This window comes from Kineothrix alysoides (assembly GCF_000732725.1).
Lineage (GTDB): Bacteria > Bacillota > Clostridia > Lachnospirales > Lachnospiraceae > Kineothrix > Kineothrix alysoides.
On record NZ_JPNB01000002.1, the window covers coordinates 1,822,503 to 1,841,648 of the forward strand.

Below are 19,146 nucleotides of genomic sequence, written 5' to 3' on the forward strand. Positions count from 1 at the left end.
ATGTGTATGATGTAGGTGCTATGAGAAATTATGGCATTGAGTATTACCGCATCGGACGGCGATATAAAAAGATAGGACGGGCATTTGCATGACCAAGAGTAAGCTGAAGGAATTATCCTATTACCTCTTTTTTGGGTTAATGATTTTTGCAAAAGGAATAGGGCTGGATAGCGGAGATAAGATATATTATCTTTTAAGTGCTGCCGCATGTGTTTGTGTAGTCTTAAAGCTTATATTAACAAAATATAATAAAAAGCAGATAGCGGCTATGATACTTTTATGTCTCATAGCCTTTGCTGCGTATAGAAATTCGGGAAGATTGGGAATTCTCTTAACAACGCTGACGGTTGTAGGAATTAAGGATATAGATATACGCAAACTTTTTAAGATAGGTGCTGTTGTGTATACTGTTTCTTTTATTGGTACCGTGTTAGCGGCAGGAATAGGGATTATCCCTAATCCGTTAGTTGTACATGATAAGGGAAATATAGGCGAGATTATTAGATGGGGAATGGGATATAGTACAGGAAATGTATTTCATGAATCATATTTTATATTAGTAGCGTTGGTTGGCTATGCTTTAAAGGATAAATTTAATTTCAAAAAAGCAATGGGATTTATGTTGGGAAATATTCTGGTGTTTCTATTTTCAGTCAGCTATACGGGTATTATAGTGACAACATTCTATCTCGCACTTAATCTATACGCAGTAAATAAAAGCGAACTAAGCCGAGGGGAAAAACTTCTCAGCCAGTTATTTTTTCCGGCTTGTTTGCTTATTTCTTTTGGTGGTCCGCAGCTTCTCAATTACCCCTTTATGCAGAAGTTGGATAGTATGATGCAGGCGAGATTGTCCTTTTCTCAATATTATTTATGGAATCAGCCCATTACGCTGTTCGGAACACGGATGAAGGATTTACCTAACTTCTGGACGATTATGGATAACGGATATGTATATTTTTTTATGACATTTGGTGTTATAGCATTCCTGCTTTTTTGTATAGGGTATATTATTTTGATAGCCGGATTCAGTGGTATACTTAATAAAATTGGAAAAAGAAAGCATTTGCGTAAATGTGAAAAAGATTTACCCGCATTGGCTATGATATTATCTTTTTTGTTATATGGTATTATGGAGCAGTTTATTTCCAACTCGTTTATGAACGTATCATTACTTTTCATGGGAATAATTTTATACGGTAAAGAGGCGGATGAAAAAACGGGTAATCGGTGTAACAAGTATTTAAGCCGAATTAGAAAAGTGGTGATCGGGAAAAAATATTTTTATGGTACGGGAGCAGTGGGAGGAACAATATTTCTATGTTGTTATCTATTGCGAACGACGATGCCGGATTATGTGGAGGTTCCGGTTCGCGCGTTAGGTTATGTAGATGCACAGAGCGTAATAATACATGCTGTCGATACCGGTGCTTCGGAAGGCGACTTGGAAGAGGAAATGGAACAATATGTCCAAGCGGTTTGTAATGAAGGTGCTATTCGTGATATATTAAGAGAAACAGGATTAAATGGGCGGCTGACAGAAGCACAAGTGAATGCTGCCTTGGAATTCTCTTTCCCTCAGAGCGTACGCAGCAATAAAAGGTATGATGCCTTCCGCGTGCGATTGTTTGAATTATACTCTGATATCAGTGAAGAAGAGTATAGGGTATTGCTGACACGTATCATTTCTGGAAATGCTATGGCCGATGAAATCTATCCTGAACGGATCATGAAGGATTCCGGTTCGGATCGGATAGAGCATATCAGCCAAGATAAAAATTATATGGTAGAAAAAACCGGAAATATTGTTAGGATAGAGTATGTCAGAGGAGCATTGTTAAATATATTTGAAGGGTATTTGCTGGGAAGTATTTTATTTGTAATGATTGGGATGGTTCGTTATAATGATAAACAAAAAGGTGAGCAGAAGCAAAAAAATGAGAATAGTGATTGATTTAACCTCTCTGGCTGATAACTTTTCGGGAATAGAGCGCTATGCCATGAGCATAGCCGAAGAATTAATTGCGTTGGATAGCGAGGGCAAGAATACTTATATTTTATTATTTAAAAGAAAAGTCCATAAGGAATTCGAAAAATATAAAAGTAGGAAAAATATCGTTTTCAAGGTGTATCCGGGACGGAATAAGCTTGTATTCCAACAGATTATATTGCCGTTTCATCTATATAAAATTAAGGCAGATGCTTATTTATTTCTTGCATTCCAGAGTCCGGTGCTTTTTCTCAGGAAGGGAATTTATAACACCATTCATGACCTGACCAGTTGGGATTGCCCGGAGACCATGAAGAAAAAGATGGAATTGTACTTTAAGCTGACCATTAGAAATGCGCTGTGGGTAAGCAGAGGGATCATAGTGAACTCGAAGTTTACACGTGACAGAATCGTGGACAAGTTTCATTACGATAAGAAAAAGATTACGATAGCTTACTGCGGAATCTCGGATGTATTTATGAATTATATTGGCTCCCAGCCTTCGGAGGACCCTGACAGTGAGGAGAATAAAAAAGAAATCGAGGCGCGCCTTGAGAAAATCAGGAAAAAATCGTTGGATATACGCCATAAATACCACCTTCCCGAGCAATACCTGCTCTGCCTTGCCACTTTAGAACCGCGCAAGAACCTTCCATTTCTGGTAGAAGCTTATGTGGAGCTGCTGGAGGAGGGAAAAGCGAAATGCTCACAGGTGAACACTCCATTTCCAGACATACCTCTTGTTCTGGCAGGACGTAAGGGCTGGAAGATGGATGAGTTCCTGAACCGGATTGAGGAGGAGTACAGAAGGAGCATTGTGGTGACAGGCTTTATCGATGACGAAGACTTGCCTTATGTATATCATATGGCTGATTGCTTCATCTTCCCGTCTATCTATGAAGGCTTCGGCATGCCGCCGTTAGAGGCTATGGCGGTAGGTACGATGGTAATTTCCTCCGATGCCGCCTCCCTGCCGGAAGTGCTGGGTAAAGCTGCTTCTTATTTTCATTCGGGAAATAAGGAGGAGCTGAAAGAAAAGATGCGGCAGGGCCTTCATCAGGAATGCGATGAAGTGACTGTGCGGGAAATTAAGAAGAGGGTGGAGATGTTCCAGTGGGGGAAGTCGGCGAAGAAGATAGAAGAGCAAATTACTTGTCCATAAAATATATGTTTAAACAAAGGGTTATATATGAAATTAAAAAAAATAGTTAGAAAAATGTTTCCGGATACCATTGCGTTGAAATTAAAAAATATAATTAATGTGAAGAACAGCCGTAAAATGCTTGTTAAAAAGGAGAAAATTCAGCCATATAAAAAGGGATATTACCCTTCTGGAATTAATCTGGTGGGAGATATTAAAGCGGAGACAGGCTTGGGACAGAGCATTCGGATATTAGCCATTATTATGAAAAAGGGCGATATTCCTTTTGTTGTAAAGCAAACAGACCTCCATGGGAATCTGGAGCACAATGACAATACGTGGGAACATAAAATTACGAATACAGTAAAGTACGACATCAACTTAATTAACTGGATTCCTGAAACATGGGCAAAGGATTATAATGAAACGGATAATAGTATGTTTGATTATCGCTATAATATCGCCTACTGGTTATGGGAGTTGGAGGAATTTCCGGACAGATGGCTGCCCTGCATTCAGACAGTGGATGAGATATGGACTCCGTCTGAATTTATTAGCAATAGTTTAAGGAAGAAGACAAATAAACCGGTTATTACAGTGCCATATGTTATCGAGACAGTACAGAGCGATTACTTTGATAGAGAGTATTTTTGTCTGCCGGAGGATAAATTTCTCTTTTTGACCATGTATGATTTTATAAGCATCAGTGAAAGAAAGAATCCTGCAGCGGTAATCGATGCTTACATCAAAGCATTTCCTGAGGAAAATAAAGATGTAGGGATAGTCATTAAAGTAAATCATGCTGAGGATAAGAAGCTGGAGAAGTTAAAAGACAGACTGAAAGATTATAAAAACGTTTATTTCATTACAACCAACCTTACGAGACTTCAAGTAGATTCTTTGATTTACGTATCCGATGTACTCGTCTCCTTGCACCGCTCGGAAGGGTTCGGGCTTCCGCTTGCGGAAGCAATGGCGCTTGGTAAGCCCGTTATTGCTACGAACTGGTCGGCCTCTAAGGAATTCATGGATGAAGAAAGTGCCTGTCTTGTAGACTATAAACTAATAAAGCTGGAAAAGACCATTGGGCCATACGAGAAAGGAAATTATTGGGCGGATGCTGATACAGAACACGCAGCCTATTATATGAAAAGGCTGTGGGAAAATAAAGAATATAGGGAAACGACAGGAACGAATGCTCAAAGCTATATAAAAGAGAACTTGAGTTATGAATGTGCGGCAGGCATTATGAAAAATAGATTGAAGGAAATATATGAAAAGGATAGCATTTGTTAATCAACGATATGGAAAAGAAGTAAACGGCGGTTCCGAATATTATACGCGGTTGATGGCTCAGAAGCTGAAAGAACATTATGAGGTGGAAGTGCTGACATCGAAGGCCCTTACTTATGAAAATTGGGAAGACTATTATAAAGAGGATGTTGAAGAAATAGACGGCGTAAAAGTAAGGCGGTTCGGAGTGAAAACGAAGCGCAGCCGCGTTCTGCAAAGGTTTCTGAAGATTCTTATCATGCGGTTTGGAGGAAATACCCGGAAAATAACGGAAACATGGAATAAAGTATTGGGGCCGTATGTCCCCAGTTTGGTAAAATATATCCGGGAGAATAAGGACGAGTATGATGTTTTCATATTCGTTACCTATATGTATTATCCCGCCGTATTCGGTATGCGGGAGGTGGCGGAAAAAGCCATATTCGTGCCTACGGCTCACGATGAGTACTGTATTTATTTCAAGCTGTATGATGAATTATTCCGATTGCCAAGAAAAATCATATTTTTGACACCGGAAGAGAGAGCTTTTGTGCATGGCCTGTTCCATAACGAGAAAATAGACAGCGAAGTAATTGGTGTAGGAATAGATTTGCCGGAAAGTGCCGATGAAGAAAGCTTCCGGGAAAAATATGAGATAGAAGGAGAATATCTGCTCTACGCAGGAAGAGTGGAGGTTGAGAAAGGCTGTGATGAAATGTTCGCCTATTTCCAAAATTTTAGCGAAAAAAGGAAAGACCTGCAGCTCGTGGTAATCGGTAAAGCATACATGGACATCCCTGAACAGGACAACATCCGGTATCTTGGATTCGTTTCAGAAGAAGATAAATATAATGCGATAAAAGGCGCTAAGTTGCTTTGGCTGCCATCGCAGTTCGAAAGCCTTTCCATTGCGGTGCTTGAGGCCATGGCACTGGGAGTTCCGGTGATCGTGAATGGGAAATGCGAAGTGCTCAAGGGGCATTGTGAGAGAAGTAATGCAGGTGAGGCCTATTCGGACTTTGAAGGATTTGAAACTATAATAGAAAGTATAATGGGGAAAAAATATATTTTTTATGGTAAAAAAGCGCAAGAATATATAGCTCGGTATTATACATGGAATAGTGTAATTGATAAATGGAAGGCAAAGATAGAGGAAGTATAAAGGTGCTGAGATGAAGCTGCTTGGAGAAATCAAATCTTTATTAAAAATAATAAAGCCTCATAGAATTATAAATGCAATCTCTATTTTTAAGGAGCAAGGATGGAACGGAGTCAAATATCATTTTTGGCTTGTTAAAGATAAAGAAAGGGGATTGAAAGAAAAGAAGGGCAGGATATATGATGTAGAGCCGCTTTACGAATATTTATCTCTGGAGCAATATGAACCAATTGTATTTTCGACGTATACAAATCCATTGGTTTCTATTATTATTCCAGTCTACAATCAATTTGCATATACCTATAATTGTTTAAGAGCTATAAAAAAATACAGTGAAGGCGTGGATTATGAAATAATCATAGCTGATGATTCGTCCACTGATTTAACTTCTGAATTGGAAAAAAATACAAAAGGAATAAAAGTAATTCATAATAAATCAAATTATCAATTTCTTATAAACTGCAATTGTGCGGTCAAAGAGGCAAAAGGAAAATATCTGGTTTTTCTGAATAATGATACACAAGTACAAAAACATTGGCTGAAATCACTGGTGGATTTATTGCAAACGGAAGAAAGAGTTGGGTTAGCAGGATCAAAGCTGGTATATCCGACAGGATTAGTCCAAGAAGCCGGCGGCATAGTCTGGAGAGATGCTACTGTTTTGCAATATGGAAACAATAGGCAAGCAGGGGAAGAAGAACTGAATTATTTGCGGGAAACAGATTATGTATCCGGTGCCTCTATTATTATAAGAAAAAAGTTATGGGAAGAAATTGGGGGATTTGATGAACGGTTTGCGCCGGCGTATTATGAAGATGTGGATTTGGCATTTGAAGTAAGAGAGCAGGGATACAAGGTAGTGTATCAGCCAGAGTCGGAAGTGGTTCATTTTGAGGGTATGTCTTCAAAGTTAGAAAATGAGCAGATACGGGGTATTGAAAAAAATAGAAAGCTATTTTTAGAGAAATGGGAAGATGTATTAAAAAAAAGATATTTCAGGGCAGAGGATTACCGAAAAAGAATAGCTGCAATGAGAAAGTATAGGACGGCGGAAGAAAATAGGTAGAGGGCTGGTAACTTGCTTTATTATTGAGAGTATAGTAAAATGAGTTGGTAAAATATTATGTGAGGATATATTATGGACAAAGTGAGTATAATTATGCCTTGCTATAATGATGGAAAATATATAGTGCAGGCGATTGATTCGGTAAAGAAGCAGACATATCCTGATGTCGAATTAATAATAATTGATGATGGTTCGGACGAGAAAAAAACACTGAAAATCCTAGAGGAGATTGCTAAGGATAAAAATATATTAGTTTTAAGAACTGAACGTTTACGTCCTGCCGGGGCGAGAAATTTCGGTATTCAAGCAGCGACAGGGAAGTATATCCTTCCGCTCGACGCTGATGACCTTATTGATAGGACTTATGTGCAAAAGGCTGTGCATATTTTGCAGACATATAAAGATATTGGAGTGGTGTATTGTTTTGCGGATTTATTCGGTAAGAAAACAGGAAAGTGGGATTTGCCGGCATATTCTTTTAAAAATATGTTGATAGATAATATTGTGTTTGTAACGGCTATGTTTCGAAGAGAAGATTGGGAAAGCGTTGGTGGTTTTGATACTTCTATGGATGAAGGAATGGAAGATTATGCATTTTGGATTTCCATTTTGGAACAAGAGAAGGAAATTTATCAGATACCGGAGACGTTATTCCATTACAGAATAAAAGAGGAATCAAGAACAACAAAATTTTTAAGCGATATTGATAAAACAAAGGTAATTTATGAGAGAATTTATCATAATCATAAAGCTTTCTATGAAAAACATGCAGAAGAGTATGCGATGGCGTTAAGGGAATCATTGATTGAGCAAATCTATGTCAGAAGAAAATATGAGCGGCGATTTGAAAAATTTCAATTATTAAAAAATATTTCGTTCATTAGATGGATAGTCCGGAAGACATTGAAAGAACTATAGATTTAGTTCAATAAATATTTTGTGAGGTAACTGAAAATGGATAATAATATATATGTAACAAGATCTTCTATGCCCCCGTATGAAGAGTACATAGAGATGATAAAACCTCTATGGGAATCTCATAAATTAACCAATATGGGAGAGAATCATAAAAAATTAGAAAGTGAATTGAAGAAATATCTTGGTGTAAAGAATGTTTCTTTAATGACAAACGGTCACATGGCTTTAGAAATGGCCTTGCAAGCTATGCATTTGAGCGGGGAAGTCATAACGACGCCGTTTACATTTGTGTCTACTACGCATGCCATTGTGAGAAATAACTTAACTCCTGTTTTTTGTGATATAAATGAAAGAGATTTAACTATTGATGTTGATAAAATTGAAGAGTTAATTACTGAAAAAACATCTGCTATTGTTCCGGTACATGTTTACGGGCATATATGTGATGTAGAGAGAATTGAGCAGATAGCTAAAAAATATAATCTAAAAGTAATCTATGATGCGGCACATGCCTTTGGTGTGACTTATAAAGATAGAAGTATCACTGCATATGGGGATGCTTCTATTTTGAGTTTTCATGCTACAAAAGTTTTTAACACAATAGAAGGCGGAGCGGTGGTATATGAAAGTGAAAAATTGGGACATGAATTGTATGGATTGAAAAATTTTGGCATTCGCAATGAATTAACGATTGACGGTGTGGGCGCTAATGCAAAAATGGATGAATTTCGTGCAATAATGGGATTATGCAATTTGAAATATGTTGATCAAGAGGCAAGAAAAAGAGAGTTGATTGTATCGACTTATCAAAAAGAGCTAAATGGGATAAATGGAATTAGGTATTTTGACAAACAGAAAAGTGTAAGGCCTAATTATTCATATTTTCCAATAATAATAGACGAGAACAAATATGGAATTTGCAGAGATGATTTATATGATAGATTAAAAGAATATGGCATTTTTACTCGAAAATATTTTTATCCTTTAGTTAGTAATACAGAATGTTATAGTAAGAATTATTACTATAAAAATCTTGAAATTGCTTCTAATATATCCGAGCGTGTGCTAACGTTACCGCTTTATTCAGAACTATCTATTGAAAATGTAAAAAGAATATGTGGATTAATTAATAATATAGGTGGATAAAATAAAATTAATCATAAATGCCAATGTAACATTACATAATAAGAATATTGTGATTTTGTTATGAGATATAAGCTGTGTATATAAATCTTATATTATAGATGTAAGTTTTTAGCGGAATTTTGAAATGGCAAATAGGCAGGCTAGATGGACAAAGGCTCTTTACATTTAAATTTAAAGGGAAATTACAAATAAAGAAAAGGAAGTAAAAATGAAAAAAGTTTTAGTGACAGGGCTTTGCACTCTCCATTGGGGGCGGTTGCAATTTGGAAACATAGGGAATTATTATATTATAGAACCATTATTTCTACAATTACACAGAGTGTTTCCTGATGCGGAGATAGTAACTACATTTCAGATGACTCAAAACTTTATCGAACAGTATAAGATTACAGTGCTACCTATGGATTTGTATTATTCATGGAATGGGCATGATGTGCAAGATGCTAAGCAAGAATATGATTTGGTATCCCAACACAAGGAAATTTCCAAGGAAATGTTGACACCTTATATGAAATGTATACAGGAAAGTATTCTGGTTATTAATGTTTCGGGAGATATGTGGGGAGATAATGCGGAACATGTTGGACATGAGAGGTTTCTGGTGGATTTGTATAAGATGCGGACGGCACAATTATTAGGTAAGAAAACTGTGCTTTTTGCAGGAACGCCCGGACCATTTACAGATGAAATGACAAGAAATTTCGCTAAAGAAGTATACTCTCATTTTTCGTTAATTATAAATAGAGAGCCGACTTCTACACAAAATATGGGGAAATGGGGATTTGAATCGGCAAGAGTCAAGGACTTTGCATGTCCGGCATTTCTCTACTACCCGCAATTATTAGAAGAAGATATTGATGTTGAAGATATGGTAGCAAAATTAAGAGGGAACGGCGATAAGATATTAATTGGTTTTACAATAGGCGGTTTTAATATGCCAGTTGGCCCATATGATATGTGGCCGAGGCATGAGAGCCAATATCGAATTTTCGTGGAAATTATTGAAGAAATGGTAATTAAATTAAATGCAAGAGTAGTGCTCATATCACATACGAATGGCTTTGAGCTTCCGCCAAATTTTAAATTAGTAAATGGAAGAGATTATCCAATTTTGAAGCAGCTACAGGAAATTATAATAAAGCGGGGAAATGTTGGAAAAGAAGATATTATATGTCTGGAAGGGCCTTATTTACCAAGGGTTACCAAAACTATCATTGGGAAGTTTGATATGTTTGTAACAGGAAGAGTTCATGCTTCAGTTGCCGCTATCACACAATATGTACCAACAGTGTTCATAACATATGAAAAGAGTTTTATTCCCAGTACTAAAATGTATGGTTTTGCCGACCTTGCAGGAATAGGCGAAATGGTATGTGAGCCGGGAGATAAAGATGGAGTGATGGATAAAGTGATATACTGCTATCATAATATGGAAAGTCTCCGTAAAAGGTTGGAAAAGAGAATTCCGGAAGTGCAGCAGTTGGCAATGGAAGCCTTTAATGAAATTCGAAAGCTTGTGGATTGATATGGAAGAATATAGGGTATATCATAAAGAGCCGTCGGCAGATTTACAAAGGCTTTATAATTTTTTGATGAAAATGGACAGTTACATGGTTCCCCCCTTGTCTGAGAGGGTATGTATCAAAGATTACGCTAAAAAGCTTTCTGAATATGCAGATATTTTTTATGTACAAACCGGAGAAATAGATTGTGGACATTGCGCAATCTATATGAATCAGAAGGAAGAAAGCTATATCTCTTCTTTTGGAGTATTGCCGGAATATCAAGGCCTAGGGGCAGGGAGTTTATTAATGCAAAATGTACTTCAAAACGCGACTGGTCAAGGTATAAGAAAGATTAGCTTGGAAGTACACAAGGATAATAAAAAAGCTTTACGCTTGTATAGTAGTATGGGATTTAAGAGCATGGAGATAGAAGGAGAATTTATTAAAATGGTAAAGGAATTACATGCGCCAATCGATAGTCAGATAAAACTATTGAGCACTTCGTTGATGGTAACGGAAAGGTGCACGCTCAGATGTAAACTATGCCTTTCTTATGCACCTTATTATGCCTCACCAAAAGTAATGAAAAAGGAAAAAGCGGAAAGAGTATTGAGAGAATATTTTAACATTATTGGAACTGTAGATAAATTTGCTATAACAGGTGGCGAACCATTAACAAATCCAGATATTATACCGATTTTAAAGATTATATTCAGCTATAAGAAACAAATTGAAAAGGAAGTCATATTCATTACAAACGGAACGATTAAGATGAAACAAGAATTAATAGAACTGTTTGAGAATAATAAAGATAAAATTAAAATTATTATTAATAACTATGGTAATGATCTTTCTACAAAGGCACAAGAGTTATATAAAGATTTATGCAATTCCAATTTAGGGGACAATACTATCTTATATACTGAAGGCAATAGATATGGATGGATTGACTGCAGAGATCATAGCCTGAAACATGAAACTCAAGAGGAAAGAGACAAACAAGGAATGAAATGTGAGTTTCAAAAAAACAAGAAGTATATAATCAGTGCGGAGGGCGGTTTGTATTCCTGTACCAGATCATATTACAGAATGGTGACAGAAATTATTCCCCACAACAAACAGGAATATATTGATTTGTTGGAAGATATTTCATCAGAGGATAAAAAGAAAGCACTAATGCATATGTTAGGGCAGAAAAGCAGTACATCTTGTGCGTATTGTGAAGGATTATCTGAAAATACGCCTAAATACCCTGCTGCAGAACAGTTTACAGTGTAATGAAAACATTAGGAGAAAAAAGATGCAAAGAACAGATATATGGAGAACTGCATTATGTGTTAGTCAAAGGTGTACGTTAAGGTGCAAACTATGTCTTGCTTTTATACCATACTACGAGAATCCGAAAGATTTGTCGTTAGCGGAAACAAAAGATGTGTTAAAAAGTTATTTTAGTGTGGTAGACACTGTAAAGACATTTACGGTAACGGGAGGGGAGCCTTTGATGAATAAAGAATTGGCGGAGATACTAAAGGTCGTCTATTCTTATAAAAGTCAAATTACGGAAAGTGTCGATTTTGTGACGAATGCAACCTTAGACATTCCGGAGGATATATTGCAGATATTTGAGAGAAATGCGGATATTACCAGATTGGTATTAAGCGATTATGGTGACTTGTCGCCTAAGATACAAAGTATTTCAGAGGAATTAGGGAAAAGGAATATTACATACAGAATCTCTAATTTCCATGGAGACGATTTATATTTTGATGGATGGATTGATTTTACAGATCACTCAAAAAAGATTGATGACTTGGAGCTTCGCGATGCACAAGGAAGAGAATGCATTCACCGATCAGGAAGATATTTTGTAATCAATGATGGTGAACTGCATTCGTGCTCTCGCTCTTATTGGAGAATGGGGCAGGAAACTATCCCTCGAATAAAAGGTGAATACATTGATTTAACGAGTTCTTCTATTACTATAGAAGAGAAACGAAAAGACTTATCTCATATGTTTTCGCAGGCAAGCAGCACTTCTTGCGGCTATTGTGTGGGGCTACGTAATAATGTAAAAAGGCATTATCCGGCAGAACAGCTTCCGATAAAGTAATATGACAATGAAGAAAGGGCGTTAACACGTGAAATTAGGAATAATGCAGCCATATTTTTTTCCGTACATAGGATATTTTTCAATAATTGAAAATACAGATAAATTTATATTTTTTGATACGCCACAATATATTCACCATGGATGGGTAAATAGAAATAGGGTATTAAATAGTAAAAATGAAGTGAGTTATATTACCGTTCCTATAAAAAAGGCGGAGCAGACAATGCCAATTATGAATATTGAAATTGATAACTCGAAAAAATGGAAAGAAAAGATATGGGGACTCTTAACTGTATATAAAAAAAAGGCTCCGTACTATAATTTGGTATTAGAATTACTTCATAATATTTTAGATAGGGAATATCTAAAATTATCAGATTTAAACATTGTGTCCACACAAAATGTTTGTGATTATCTTGGAATCAGTACGTCGCTTGATGTTTTTTCCAAAATGAATATGCCTTTGCCGGAAATAAAAAAACCCGATGAATGGGCTCTTTATATAACAGAAAAAGAAGGTTATTCCACTTATGTAAATCCGCCTGGCGGAAAGGATTTTTTTGTGCGTGAAAAATATAGTAACAAGAATATAGAACTAGAATTCTTGCAGATAAATTTTAATGAATATATTCAAAAAATTGGCCGCTTTGAAAAAGGACTTTCAATTATTGACGTTATGATGTTTTGTAGTAAAAGTGAAATTATGGATATGCTGCATGATTATGAGATTATAAATTGATTGATAGGAAGGAAATTAAATGAGTGCTTTAAAAAGAATAGTATACTTTTTGGCGTCTATATTCAAGGAACGAAAAATATTATTTGAATTAGCTAAGAATGATTTTAAATCCAGATTTACTAATTCCTTGCTAGGAATTGCATGGGCGTTTTTGTTGCCGGTTGTAATTATTTTGGTTTTATGGTTTGTCTTTGAGGTTGGTTTTAGGTCTACTCCGGTTGAAAATGTACCATTTATTTTGTGGTATATTCCTGCATTCTTAGCATGGAATTTTTTCTCGGAAGCATTTTCTTCGGGCGCGAATTGTTTATTTGACTATTATTATTTGGTTAAAAATATGAAGTTTAGAGTAAGCATACTGCCTTTTATAAAGATAATTTCTGCTAGTTTCATACATTTATTTTTTGTTGGATTTATTTTTGTAATGTATCTTTTGTATGGAAGAATGCCGCGAATAAATAATATACAAGTACTTTATTATTATATATGTGTATTTTTTTATGTTTTAGGTTTGATATGGCTGACTTCTGCGTTGTCAGTTTTCTCAAGAGATGTATTAAATATTATTACACTCATTATACAGGTAGGATTTTGGGCTACGCCTTTGATTTGGGATCCAAGTACCATGCCTCAAAACGTACAGCTTATTGTGAAGTTAAATCCCATGTACTATATATGCTGTGGGTATAGGGAAGCTTTTTGCACGGATATTTGGTTTTGGCAGCATCCTTATCAGACCTTGTATTTTTGGGCAATAGTCTTAGTGCAATTAATAATAGGTGCATATACCTTTAAGAAATTGCGTCCACAGTTCGCAGATATGCTATAAAAGGAGTTGAGTTAATGGACAAATTAGCAATTAAGATAGAGAATTTATCAAAAGTTTATAAGCTATATGAGAACAATAAATCAAGAATTGTAGAAGGCCTGTTTCCTTTTGCGAAATGCCGTCATAAAGATTTTTATGCGTTGCAAGATCTTTCTTTTGAAATAGAAAAAGGAGAAATTGTCGGGATAATAGGAAAGAATGGTAGTGGTAAATCTACCCTGTTAAAAATAATAACTGGAGTATTGAGTCAATCAGGGGGAAGTGTTGAAGTTAAAGGTAGAATTTCCGCACTTTTAGAACTGGGAGCAGGATTTAACCCTGAATATACAGGAATTGAAAATATATATTTAAATGGAACCCTTAATGGAATTACGAGAGAAGAAATGTCAAAAAGAATATATGATATTGCTGACTTTGCAGATATTGGTGATTTTATTTATCAGCCAGTTAAGAATTATTCAAGTGGTATGTTTGTAAGATTAGCTTTTGCTGTAGCTGTTAATGTAGAACCGGATATACTGATTGTAGATGAGGCATTAGCAGTAGGAGATGCCGCGTTTCAGGCAAAATGTATGGCAAGGATGAACCAAATTATGAAAGGCGGTGCAACCGTTCTATTTGTGACACACGATATGAACACAGTAAAGAGATTATGTCAGAGATGTATCTATCTTGAAAATGGGAAAAAGATAATGGAAGGAAATGCGGAAGAACTGGCGGATGTGTATTTAAAGAGAATAAGAGAGAATATGAACATAGAACATCTAAAAGTGATGGACGTGAGTAAGGAAGAAGAAGGTATTATTGATAAAACAGAAAGAGATGCGCCGATATCAACGAAAGAATGTAGCAAAGATTTATATAATGTGGAGTTAGAAAAAAGAATAGCACCATTTCGAGAAGGGACGGGAACAGTTAAGCTAATTAACTTTGAATTAACGGATATAAATGATGTGGTAATAAAGAGCGCTGAATTTAATCAGAAGTTAAAAATAAAAATGTGTATAAAATTTTTTCAAGACGCTGAAGTGGGTATTGGCTATCATATAAGAGATGATAAGAATATGGAAATTATCGGCAGTGGCACAACAAGAGAATTAGGACACCAAATTAGAGGAAAAGAAGGAGAAATATATTTAGTTGAGTTTTCAACAAGAGTGCCGCTTGTCGAAGGAATATACAATATTTCGACAGTAGTTTCTACTCCTATTATATTAAATAGGAGTGCCTTATTTGTTGACTATGCAGAAAATGTAGAGGTATTTGAGGTAGAAGAGTGTAAAGACGCCAAATTGTGGGATAAAGTGTATGTTCCTAACGAAGTAGAGATAAACAAATTAGTGTGAAAGGGCACAATTATGAAGAAGTGTATTATTTGTAAAAATAATATCGAAAAGTACGTGGCAATAGAAAAAAAATATTTAGAACTCCCGTTGAAGTATGGAAGTAAACAAAAATCCAGATCTGAGACATTAAATGCCGATGAATATTCTTGTCCATTTTGCTATGCTCTGGATAGAGATAGATTATGTGCGTTATTTTTGCAAGAGTTACTAGAAAAAACAAAGACACTAGAAATAAATATTTTAGATATTGCGCCTTCAGGAGCAATAAAGAAATTTATTTACTCTAACTCAGGCAAGGATACGAATTATTATACGGCAGATTTATATATGGAAGATGTCGATTATAGATTAGATGTCCAAGACATGAAAGATATTAGTAATGAAAGCTTTCACCTAGTTATATGTTGCCATGTTTTGGAACACGTAAAAGACGATAAATTGGCAATGAAGGAAATTTATCGAATTTTAGATAGGAATGGTTTGGCAATAATTCTTGTCCCGCTTGATTTAAATCAGACAGAAACAGATGAAGAGTGGGGACTTACGGAAGCGGAAAATTGGAGAAGGTTTGGTCAGGGAGATCATGTAAGAAAATATGCAAAAATAGATTTTGTTAATCGATTGAAGGAGGTGGGGTTTAAAGTAAATGAAATGAGGAAAGCAGATTTTGGCGAAGAAAATTATAGACAGAATGCTTTAACTGATACATCAACACTATATATTGTAGATAAAAATTTAAATAATTTTTCAAAGAAAAGAGAGCTTATTCAGAATTTTGTTGATAACTATAAACAAGATTTTGATCAAATGAACAGAATAAAGGGGGAAATTAATTATTGGATTGATTGCTGCAAAGAACATAATGGCCAAATACTTATTTGGGGATGGGGTTATTTTGTTTGTGAAAACAGCAGGTATACAAAAGCAAAAATAGTTTTTCAAAACCATTTAAGTATGGAAGAAAAAGTATTTGCTTTTGATTTACAAAAACGCGAAGACATACAAACTACATTTGGAGAAAACGGGAATAATTATTATTATTCGGGAATTGCTTTGAGTTATGCTTTGAATATTTTCGAAAATGGAACATATAATATATTTTTAAAATTGAGAAATTCAGAAAAAGAAAATTTATTATTAATTTATAAAGAATTTCATGTAAGTAATTGAGAAAGTAGGAAAGCTATGAAGGTGTCTGTAATCTTAACTTCATTTAATCATTCGAAATATATCAAAGAAAGTATAGAAAGTGTACTAAAACAAACTTTTCAAGATTATGAACTGATAATCATAGATGATTTTCGCAAGATAATTCAAGGAATATTATTGATGAATATACTGACCCCAGAATTGTAAAAGTTTATCATGATAAAAATTATGGCGAAGGTGTTTTGGCAGAAGGTATTTTTAAATATGCAAAGGGAGAATATATTGCCGTACATCATAGCGATGACGTGTGGGAATATAATAAACTTGAAAAACAAGTAGCTTTTCTGGACAAACATTCCGAATATGCAGGCGTATTTACCAATGCAGAAATTATAGACGAAAATGGCGAAATATATAAGGAAGAAACAGGATTTTATTATAACTTATTCCAGGTGGATAATTGCAATCGTTATGAATGGCTGAATAGGTTTTTTTACAAAGGAAATTGCTTGTGTCATCCCAGTTTGATGATGAGACGGCGGGTATATAGTGATGTTCAGCCTTTTATACATGGAATGAGTCAGATTCCTGATATGATTATGTGGATAAAAATTTGCTTACAATATGAAATTTTTATTTTACCTGAGAAGCTAGTAAAGTTTCGGGTACATCGAAATGGGAAAAATACGAGCGGACTACGAGCGGATTCGCAAATACGCTCAACTGTTGAACTGTTTTTCATGTTAAGCAACTATTTACAAGTGAAGGACAAAGAGGAATTCCTGAAAATCTTTCCCAAGGCAGAAGAATATACTTTGGGGGAAGAATTTCTTATAGAATATGCCTTTGGGCGCATATGTTTAGAAGAAGGAATGCAAAAATATACGCGGCTATTTGGCTTACAATTAATGTTTAATATAATTAATAATCCTGTACAAGCAGCGATTGTTAAAAGGCAATATAATTATAATCATAAAAATTTTATTGAAGACACCGGAAGGGTGGATATCTTTTATGTTTTACCCTATATGTCGGAGCAAAGAGCGACGCTGTACTGGGATAATGGAGATGGGTGGAAAGAAAATAATAAAATTCAATATAAATATTTTTTAACTAATGAATATGAGTTTGATTGGTTATTTACTCTTGATTTGCCAAATGCAAAGATTAAAAGAGTGCGCTTTGATCCTGCGGAGGAAATATTTGTAAAGTGTTGTATGGAAAGTTGCAAAATCGATAATAAAGATATAGAGATGCTCCCTGACAATACTTATTTTCACGATGAGGATGGAGATATTTTTATGGACCTTGATCCTATTTATATATCTTGCGAGGCATCGTATTCGGGTAAGGCAATACGTATACGTGGAAAATTAATCAGGATGAGTGAAAAAGAAGTCGCAGAGCACATTAATAAAATATCAAAAGAAGTAGAAGCTCTCACAGATAAAATCAAATATGTGGAAAAAGATTATGAGGAAGCAAAAAGTTTATTTTTCAAAGAGCGAAGTACTAAAGAACAAATTAATTCAAATTTAAATGAGGAGGTGACGGCGAGGGAAGAAATACAAAAAAAATATTTAAAATTAGAGCAAAAGTATAAACAGTCGGAAAAAGAACATGAAGAATTAAAAAATCAATATAAGGAGCTTGTTAAAAATCATACCAAGCTGAAAAAGGAGCATGAAGATTTAGGAAATCAGGATATCGTACAATATTTAAAGAGAAGAAATTTATTCAGACGTAATTAAATATATGTAATGATAAGAAGGAGCGAAAAAAATTAGGAGAAAATAAGATATGAAAAGAAGTATGCCCAAGGTTAGTATAATTATGCCTTGTTATAATGATGGGTTATATATTCATGAAGCAATAGAGTCAGTTTTGCAACAAACATACAAGAATATAGAGTTAATTATTATCGATGACGGATCTGATGAAGAAGATACTATTAATATTTTAAACGATTTAAGCGATGAAAGAATGAAAGTACTGCATACAGAAAACTTGAAGCCTGCCGGAGCCAGAAACTATGGAATCAATATCGCGTCCGGCGAATATATTTTGCCTGTAGATTCAGATGATAAAATTGATGCAACCTATGTTGAAAAGGCAGTCAAAGTTTTGCAGAACAATCCGAATATAGGTGTTGTTTATTGTGAAGCCGATTTATTTGGTGAGCAAAATGGAAAATGGGATTTGCCCTCATATTCTTTTGAAACGATGCTATTAGATAATATAGTTTTTGTAACGGCTATCTTCTATAAGAGCGATTGGGAAAAGGTTGGTGGCTTTAATACATATATGGATTCGGGAATGGAAGATTATGATTTTTGGTTATCTATTTTAGCAGTAGGAAAAGAAATTTATCAGATACCGGAAATTCTATTTCATTATAGGATAAAAAAGGTTTCCAGAACTACACAGTTCATGGATAACAGTATGCAAGTAAAAGAGATTTATAGCCGAATATACGATAGCCATGAAGAGTTCTATGAAAAATATTCAAAGGTTTATGCTAAAATATTGAGAGATGCCTTGATTGAACAAACGTTTTTAAAAAGAAAATATGAATTTGAACTAAAAAGATTGCTGGAAGGGTATGAAGAAGAAAATGTTATAAAACGAATTATGCGGAAATTATTTTGTTAAGTATATAATGTGATAAGGGGGAAGAAAAATGAGTGAAGTTAATGATATTAACAAAATAAAAAGATATGATAATAAAATAGGGACGAAATGTTCGGATGGTATACGCGAAAAGGTTGTAGTAACA

Annotated in this window: 15 protein-coding genes and 1 pseudogene; all 16 read left to right on the top strand. The window is 35.0% G+C overall.

Annotated elements, in window-relative coordinates; genetic code table 11:
• Nucleotides 1-88 precede the first annotated feature (88 nt).
• Nucleotides 89-1,954, top strand: coding sequence for a hypothetical protein (locus tag CC90_RS0119340; protein WP_031392362.1), 1,866 nt, complete (start codon nucleotides 89-91; stop codon nucleotides 1,952-1,954).
• Complete coding sequence (locus CC90_RS0119345; RefSeq protein ID WP_157837568.1) at nucleotides 1,938-3,152, top strand: glycosyltransferase family 4 protein; 1,215 nt, start codon at nucleotides 1,938-1,940, stop codon at nucleotides 3,150-3,152. Before CC90_RS0119340 ends, CC90_RS0119345 begins: the two co-directional genes overlap by 17 nt.
• Nucleotides 3,153-3,179: 27 nt before the next feature.
• The gene (locus tag CC90_RS0119350; RefSeq protein ID WP_035315858.1) at nucleotides 3,180-4,427 is read left to right on the top strand and encodes a glycosyltransferase family 4 protein; all 1,248 of its coding nucleotides are present in this window, start codon (nucleotides 3,180-3,182) and stop codon (nucleotides 4,425-4,427) included.
• Nucleotides 4,405-5,565, top strand: coding sequence for a glycosyltransferase family 4 protein (locus CC90_RS0119355; protein ID WP_031392365.1), 1,161 nt, complete (start codon nucleotides 4,405-4,407; stop codon nucleotides 5,563-5,565). Before CC90_RS0119350 ends, CC90_RS0119355 begins: the two co-directional genes overlap by 23 nt.
• 10 nt (nucleotides 5,566-5,575) lie before the next feature.
• Nucleotides 5,576-6,628, top strand: a complete 1,053-nt coding sequence (locus CC90_RS0119360; protein WP_031392366.1) for a glycosyltransferase family 2 protein — start codon at nucleotides 5,576-5,578, stop codon at nucleotides 6,626-6,628.
• 72 nt (nucleotides 6,629-6,700) lie between these two features.
• Nucleotides 6,701-7,546 (top strand): glycosyltransferase family A protein, encoded by an 846-nt coding sequence (locus tag CC90_RS0119365; RefSeq protein ID WP_031392367.1) that lies wholly within the window; start codon nucleotides 6,701-6,703, stop codon nucleotides 7,544-7,546.
• A 36-nt stretch (nucleotides 7,547-7,582) separates the two neighbouring features.
• Complete coding sequence (locus CC90_RS0119370; RefSeq protein WP_031392368.1) at nucleotides 7,583-8,692, top strand: DegT/DnrJ/EryC1/StrS family aminotransferase; 1,110 nt, start codon at nucleotides 7,583-7,585, stop codon at nucleotides 8,690-8,692.
• A gap of 208 nt (nucleotides 8,693-8,900) precedes the next feature.
• A complete protein-coding gene (locus CC90_RS0119375; RefSeq protein WP_031392369.1) occupies nucleotides 8,901-10,217 on the top strand; it encodes a polysaccharide pyruvyl transferase family protein in 1,317 nt (438 codons plus the stop codon).
• Nucleotides 10,192-11,475, top strand: a complete 1,284-nt coding sequence (locus tag CC90_RS22670; protein WP_035315859.1) for a radical SAM protein — start codon at nucleotides 10,192-10,194, stop codon at nucleotides 11,473-11,475. The genes CC90_RS0119375 and CC90_RS22670 overlap by 26 nt, the downstream gene beginning before the upstream one ends.
• A gap of 22 nt (nucleotides 11,476-11,497) precedes the next feature.
• Complete coding sequence (locus tag CC90_RS0119385; RefSeq protein WP_031392371.1) at nucleotides 11,498-12,307, top strand: radical SAM protein; 810 nt, start codon at nucleotides 11,498-11,500, stop codon at nucleotides 12,305-12,307.
• 28 nt (nucleotides 12,308-12,335) lie between these two features.
• Entirely contained in the window at nucleotides 12,336-13,046 is a 711-nt protein-coding gene (locus CC90_RS0119390; protein WP_132038508.1) for a WbqC family protein, read from the top strand.
• 19 nt (nucleotides 13,047-13,065) lie between these two features.
• Nucleotides 13,066-13,875: an ABC transporter permease gene (locus CC90_RS0119395; RefSeq protein WP_031392373.1), complete on the top strand. Its 810-nt coding sequence runs from the start codon at nucleotides 13,066-13,068 to the stop codon at nucleotides 13,873-13,875.
• 14 nt (nucleotides 13,876-13,889) lie between these two features.
• Complete coding sequence (locus CC90_RS24270; RefSeq protein ID WP_031392374.1) at nucleotides 13,890-15,221, top strand: ABC transporter ATP-binding protein; 1,332 nt, start codon at nucleotides 13,890-13,892, stop codon at nucleotides 15,219-15,221.
• A gap of 12 nt (nucleotides 15,222-15,233) precedes the next feature.
• Complete coding sequence (locus CC90_RS23390; protein ID WP_051869801.1) at nucleotides 15,234-16,391, top strand: methyltransferase domain-containing protein; 1,158 nt, start codon at nucleotides 15,234-15,236, stop codon at nucleotides 16,389-16,391.
• 15 nt (nucleotides 16,392-16,406) lie between these two features.
• A pseudogene (locus CC90_RS0119415) lies at nucleotides 16,407-18,121 on the top strand (glycosyltransferase).
• A gap of 49 nt (nucleotides 18,122-18,170) precedes the next feature.
• Nucleotides 18,171-19,022: a glycosyltransferase gene (locus CC90_RS0119420; RefSeq protein WP_242843342.1), complete on the top strand. Its 852-nt coding sequence runs from the start codon at nucleotides 18,171-18,173 to the stop codon at nucleotides 19,020-19,022.
• Nucleotides 19,023-19,146 lie beyond the last annotated feature (124 nt).

Coding starts and splice junctions, on each gene's coding strand:
- CC90_RS0119340 (WP_031392362.1), top strand. CDS start 89: ATGACCAAGAGTAAGCTGAAGGAATTATCCTATTACCTCTTTTTTGGG.
- CC90_RS0119345 (WP_157837568.1), top strand. CDS start 1,938: ATGAGAATAGTGATTGATTTAACCTCTCTGGCTGATAACTTTTCGGGA.
- CC90_RS0119350 (WP_035315858.1), top strand. CDS start 3,180: ATGAAATTAAAAAAAATAGTTAGAAAAATGTTTCCGGATACCATTGCG.
- CC90_RS0119355 (WP_031392365.1), top strand. CDS start 4,405: ATGAAAAGGATAGCATTTGTTAATCAACGATATGGAAAAGAAGTAAAC.
- CC90_RS0119360 (WP_031392366.1), top strand. CDS start 5,576: ATGAAGCTGCTTGGAGAAATCAAATCTTTATTAAAAATAATAAAGCCT.
- CC90_RS0119365 (WP_031392367.1), top strand. CDS start 6,701: ATGGACAAAGTGAGTATAATTATGCCTTGCTATAATGATGGAAAATAT.
- CC90_RS0119370 (WP_031392368.1), top strand. CDS start 7,583: ATGGATAATAATATATATGTAACAAGATCTTCTATGCCCCCGTATGAA.
- CC90_RS0119375 (WP_031392369.1), top strand. CDS start 8,901: ATGAAAAAAGTTTTAGTGACAGGGCTTTGCACTCTCCATTGGGGGCGG.
- CC90_RS22670 (WP_035315859.1), top strand. CDS start 10,192: ATGAAATTCGAAAGCTTGTGGATTGATATGGAAGAATATAGGGTATAT.
- CC90_RS0119385 (WP_031392371.1), top strand. CDS start 11,498: ATGCAAAGAACAGATATATGGAGAACTGCATTATGTGTTAGTCAAAGG.
- CC90_RS0119395 (WP_031392373.1), top strand. CDS start 13,066: ATGAGTGCTTTAAAAAGAATAGTATACTTTTTGGCGTCTATATTCAAG.
- CC90_RS24270 (WP_031392374.1), top strand. CDS start 13,890: ATGGACAAATTAGCAATTAAGATAGAGAATTTATCAAAAGTTTATAAG.
- CC90_RS23390 (WP_051869801.1), top strand. CDS start 15,234: ATGAAGAAGTGTATTATTTGTAAAAATAATATCGAAAAGTACGTGGCA.
- CC90_RS0119420 (WP_242843342.1), top strand. CDS start 18,171: ATGAAAAGAAGTATGCCCAAGGTTAGTATAATTATGCCTTGTTATAAT.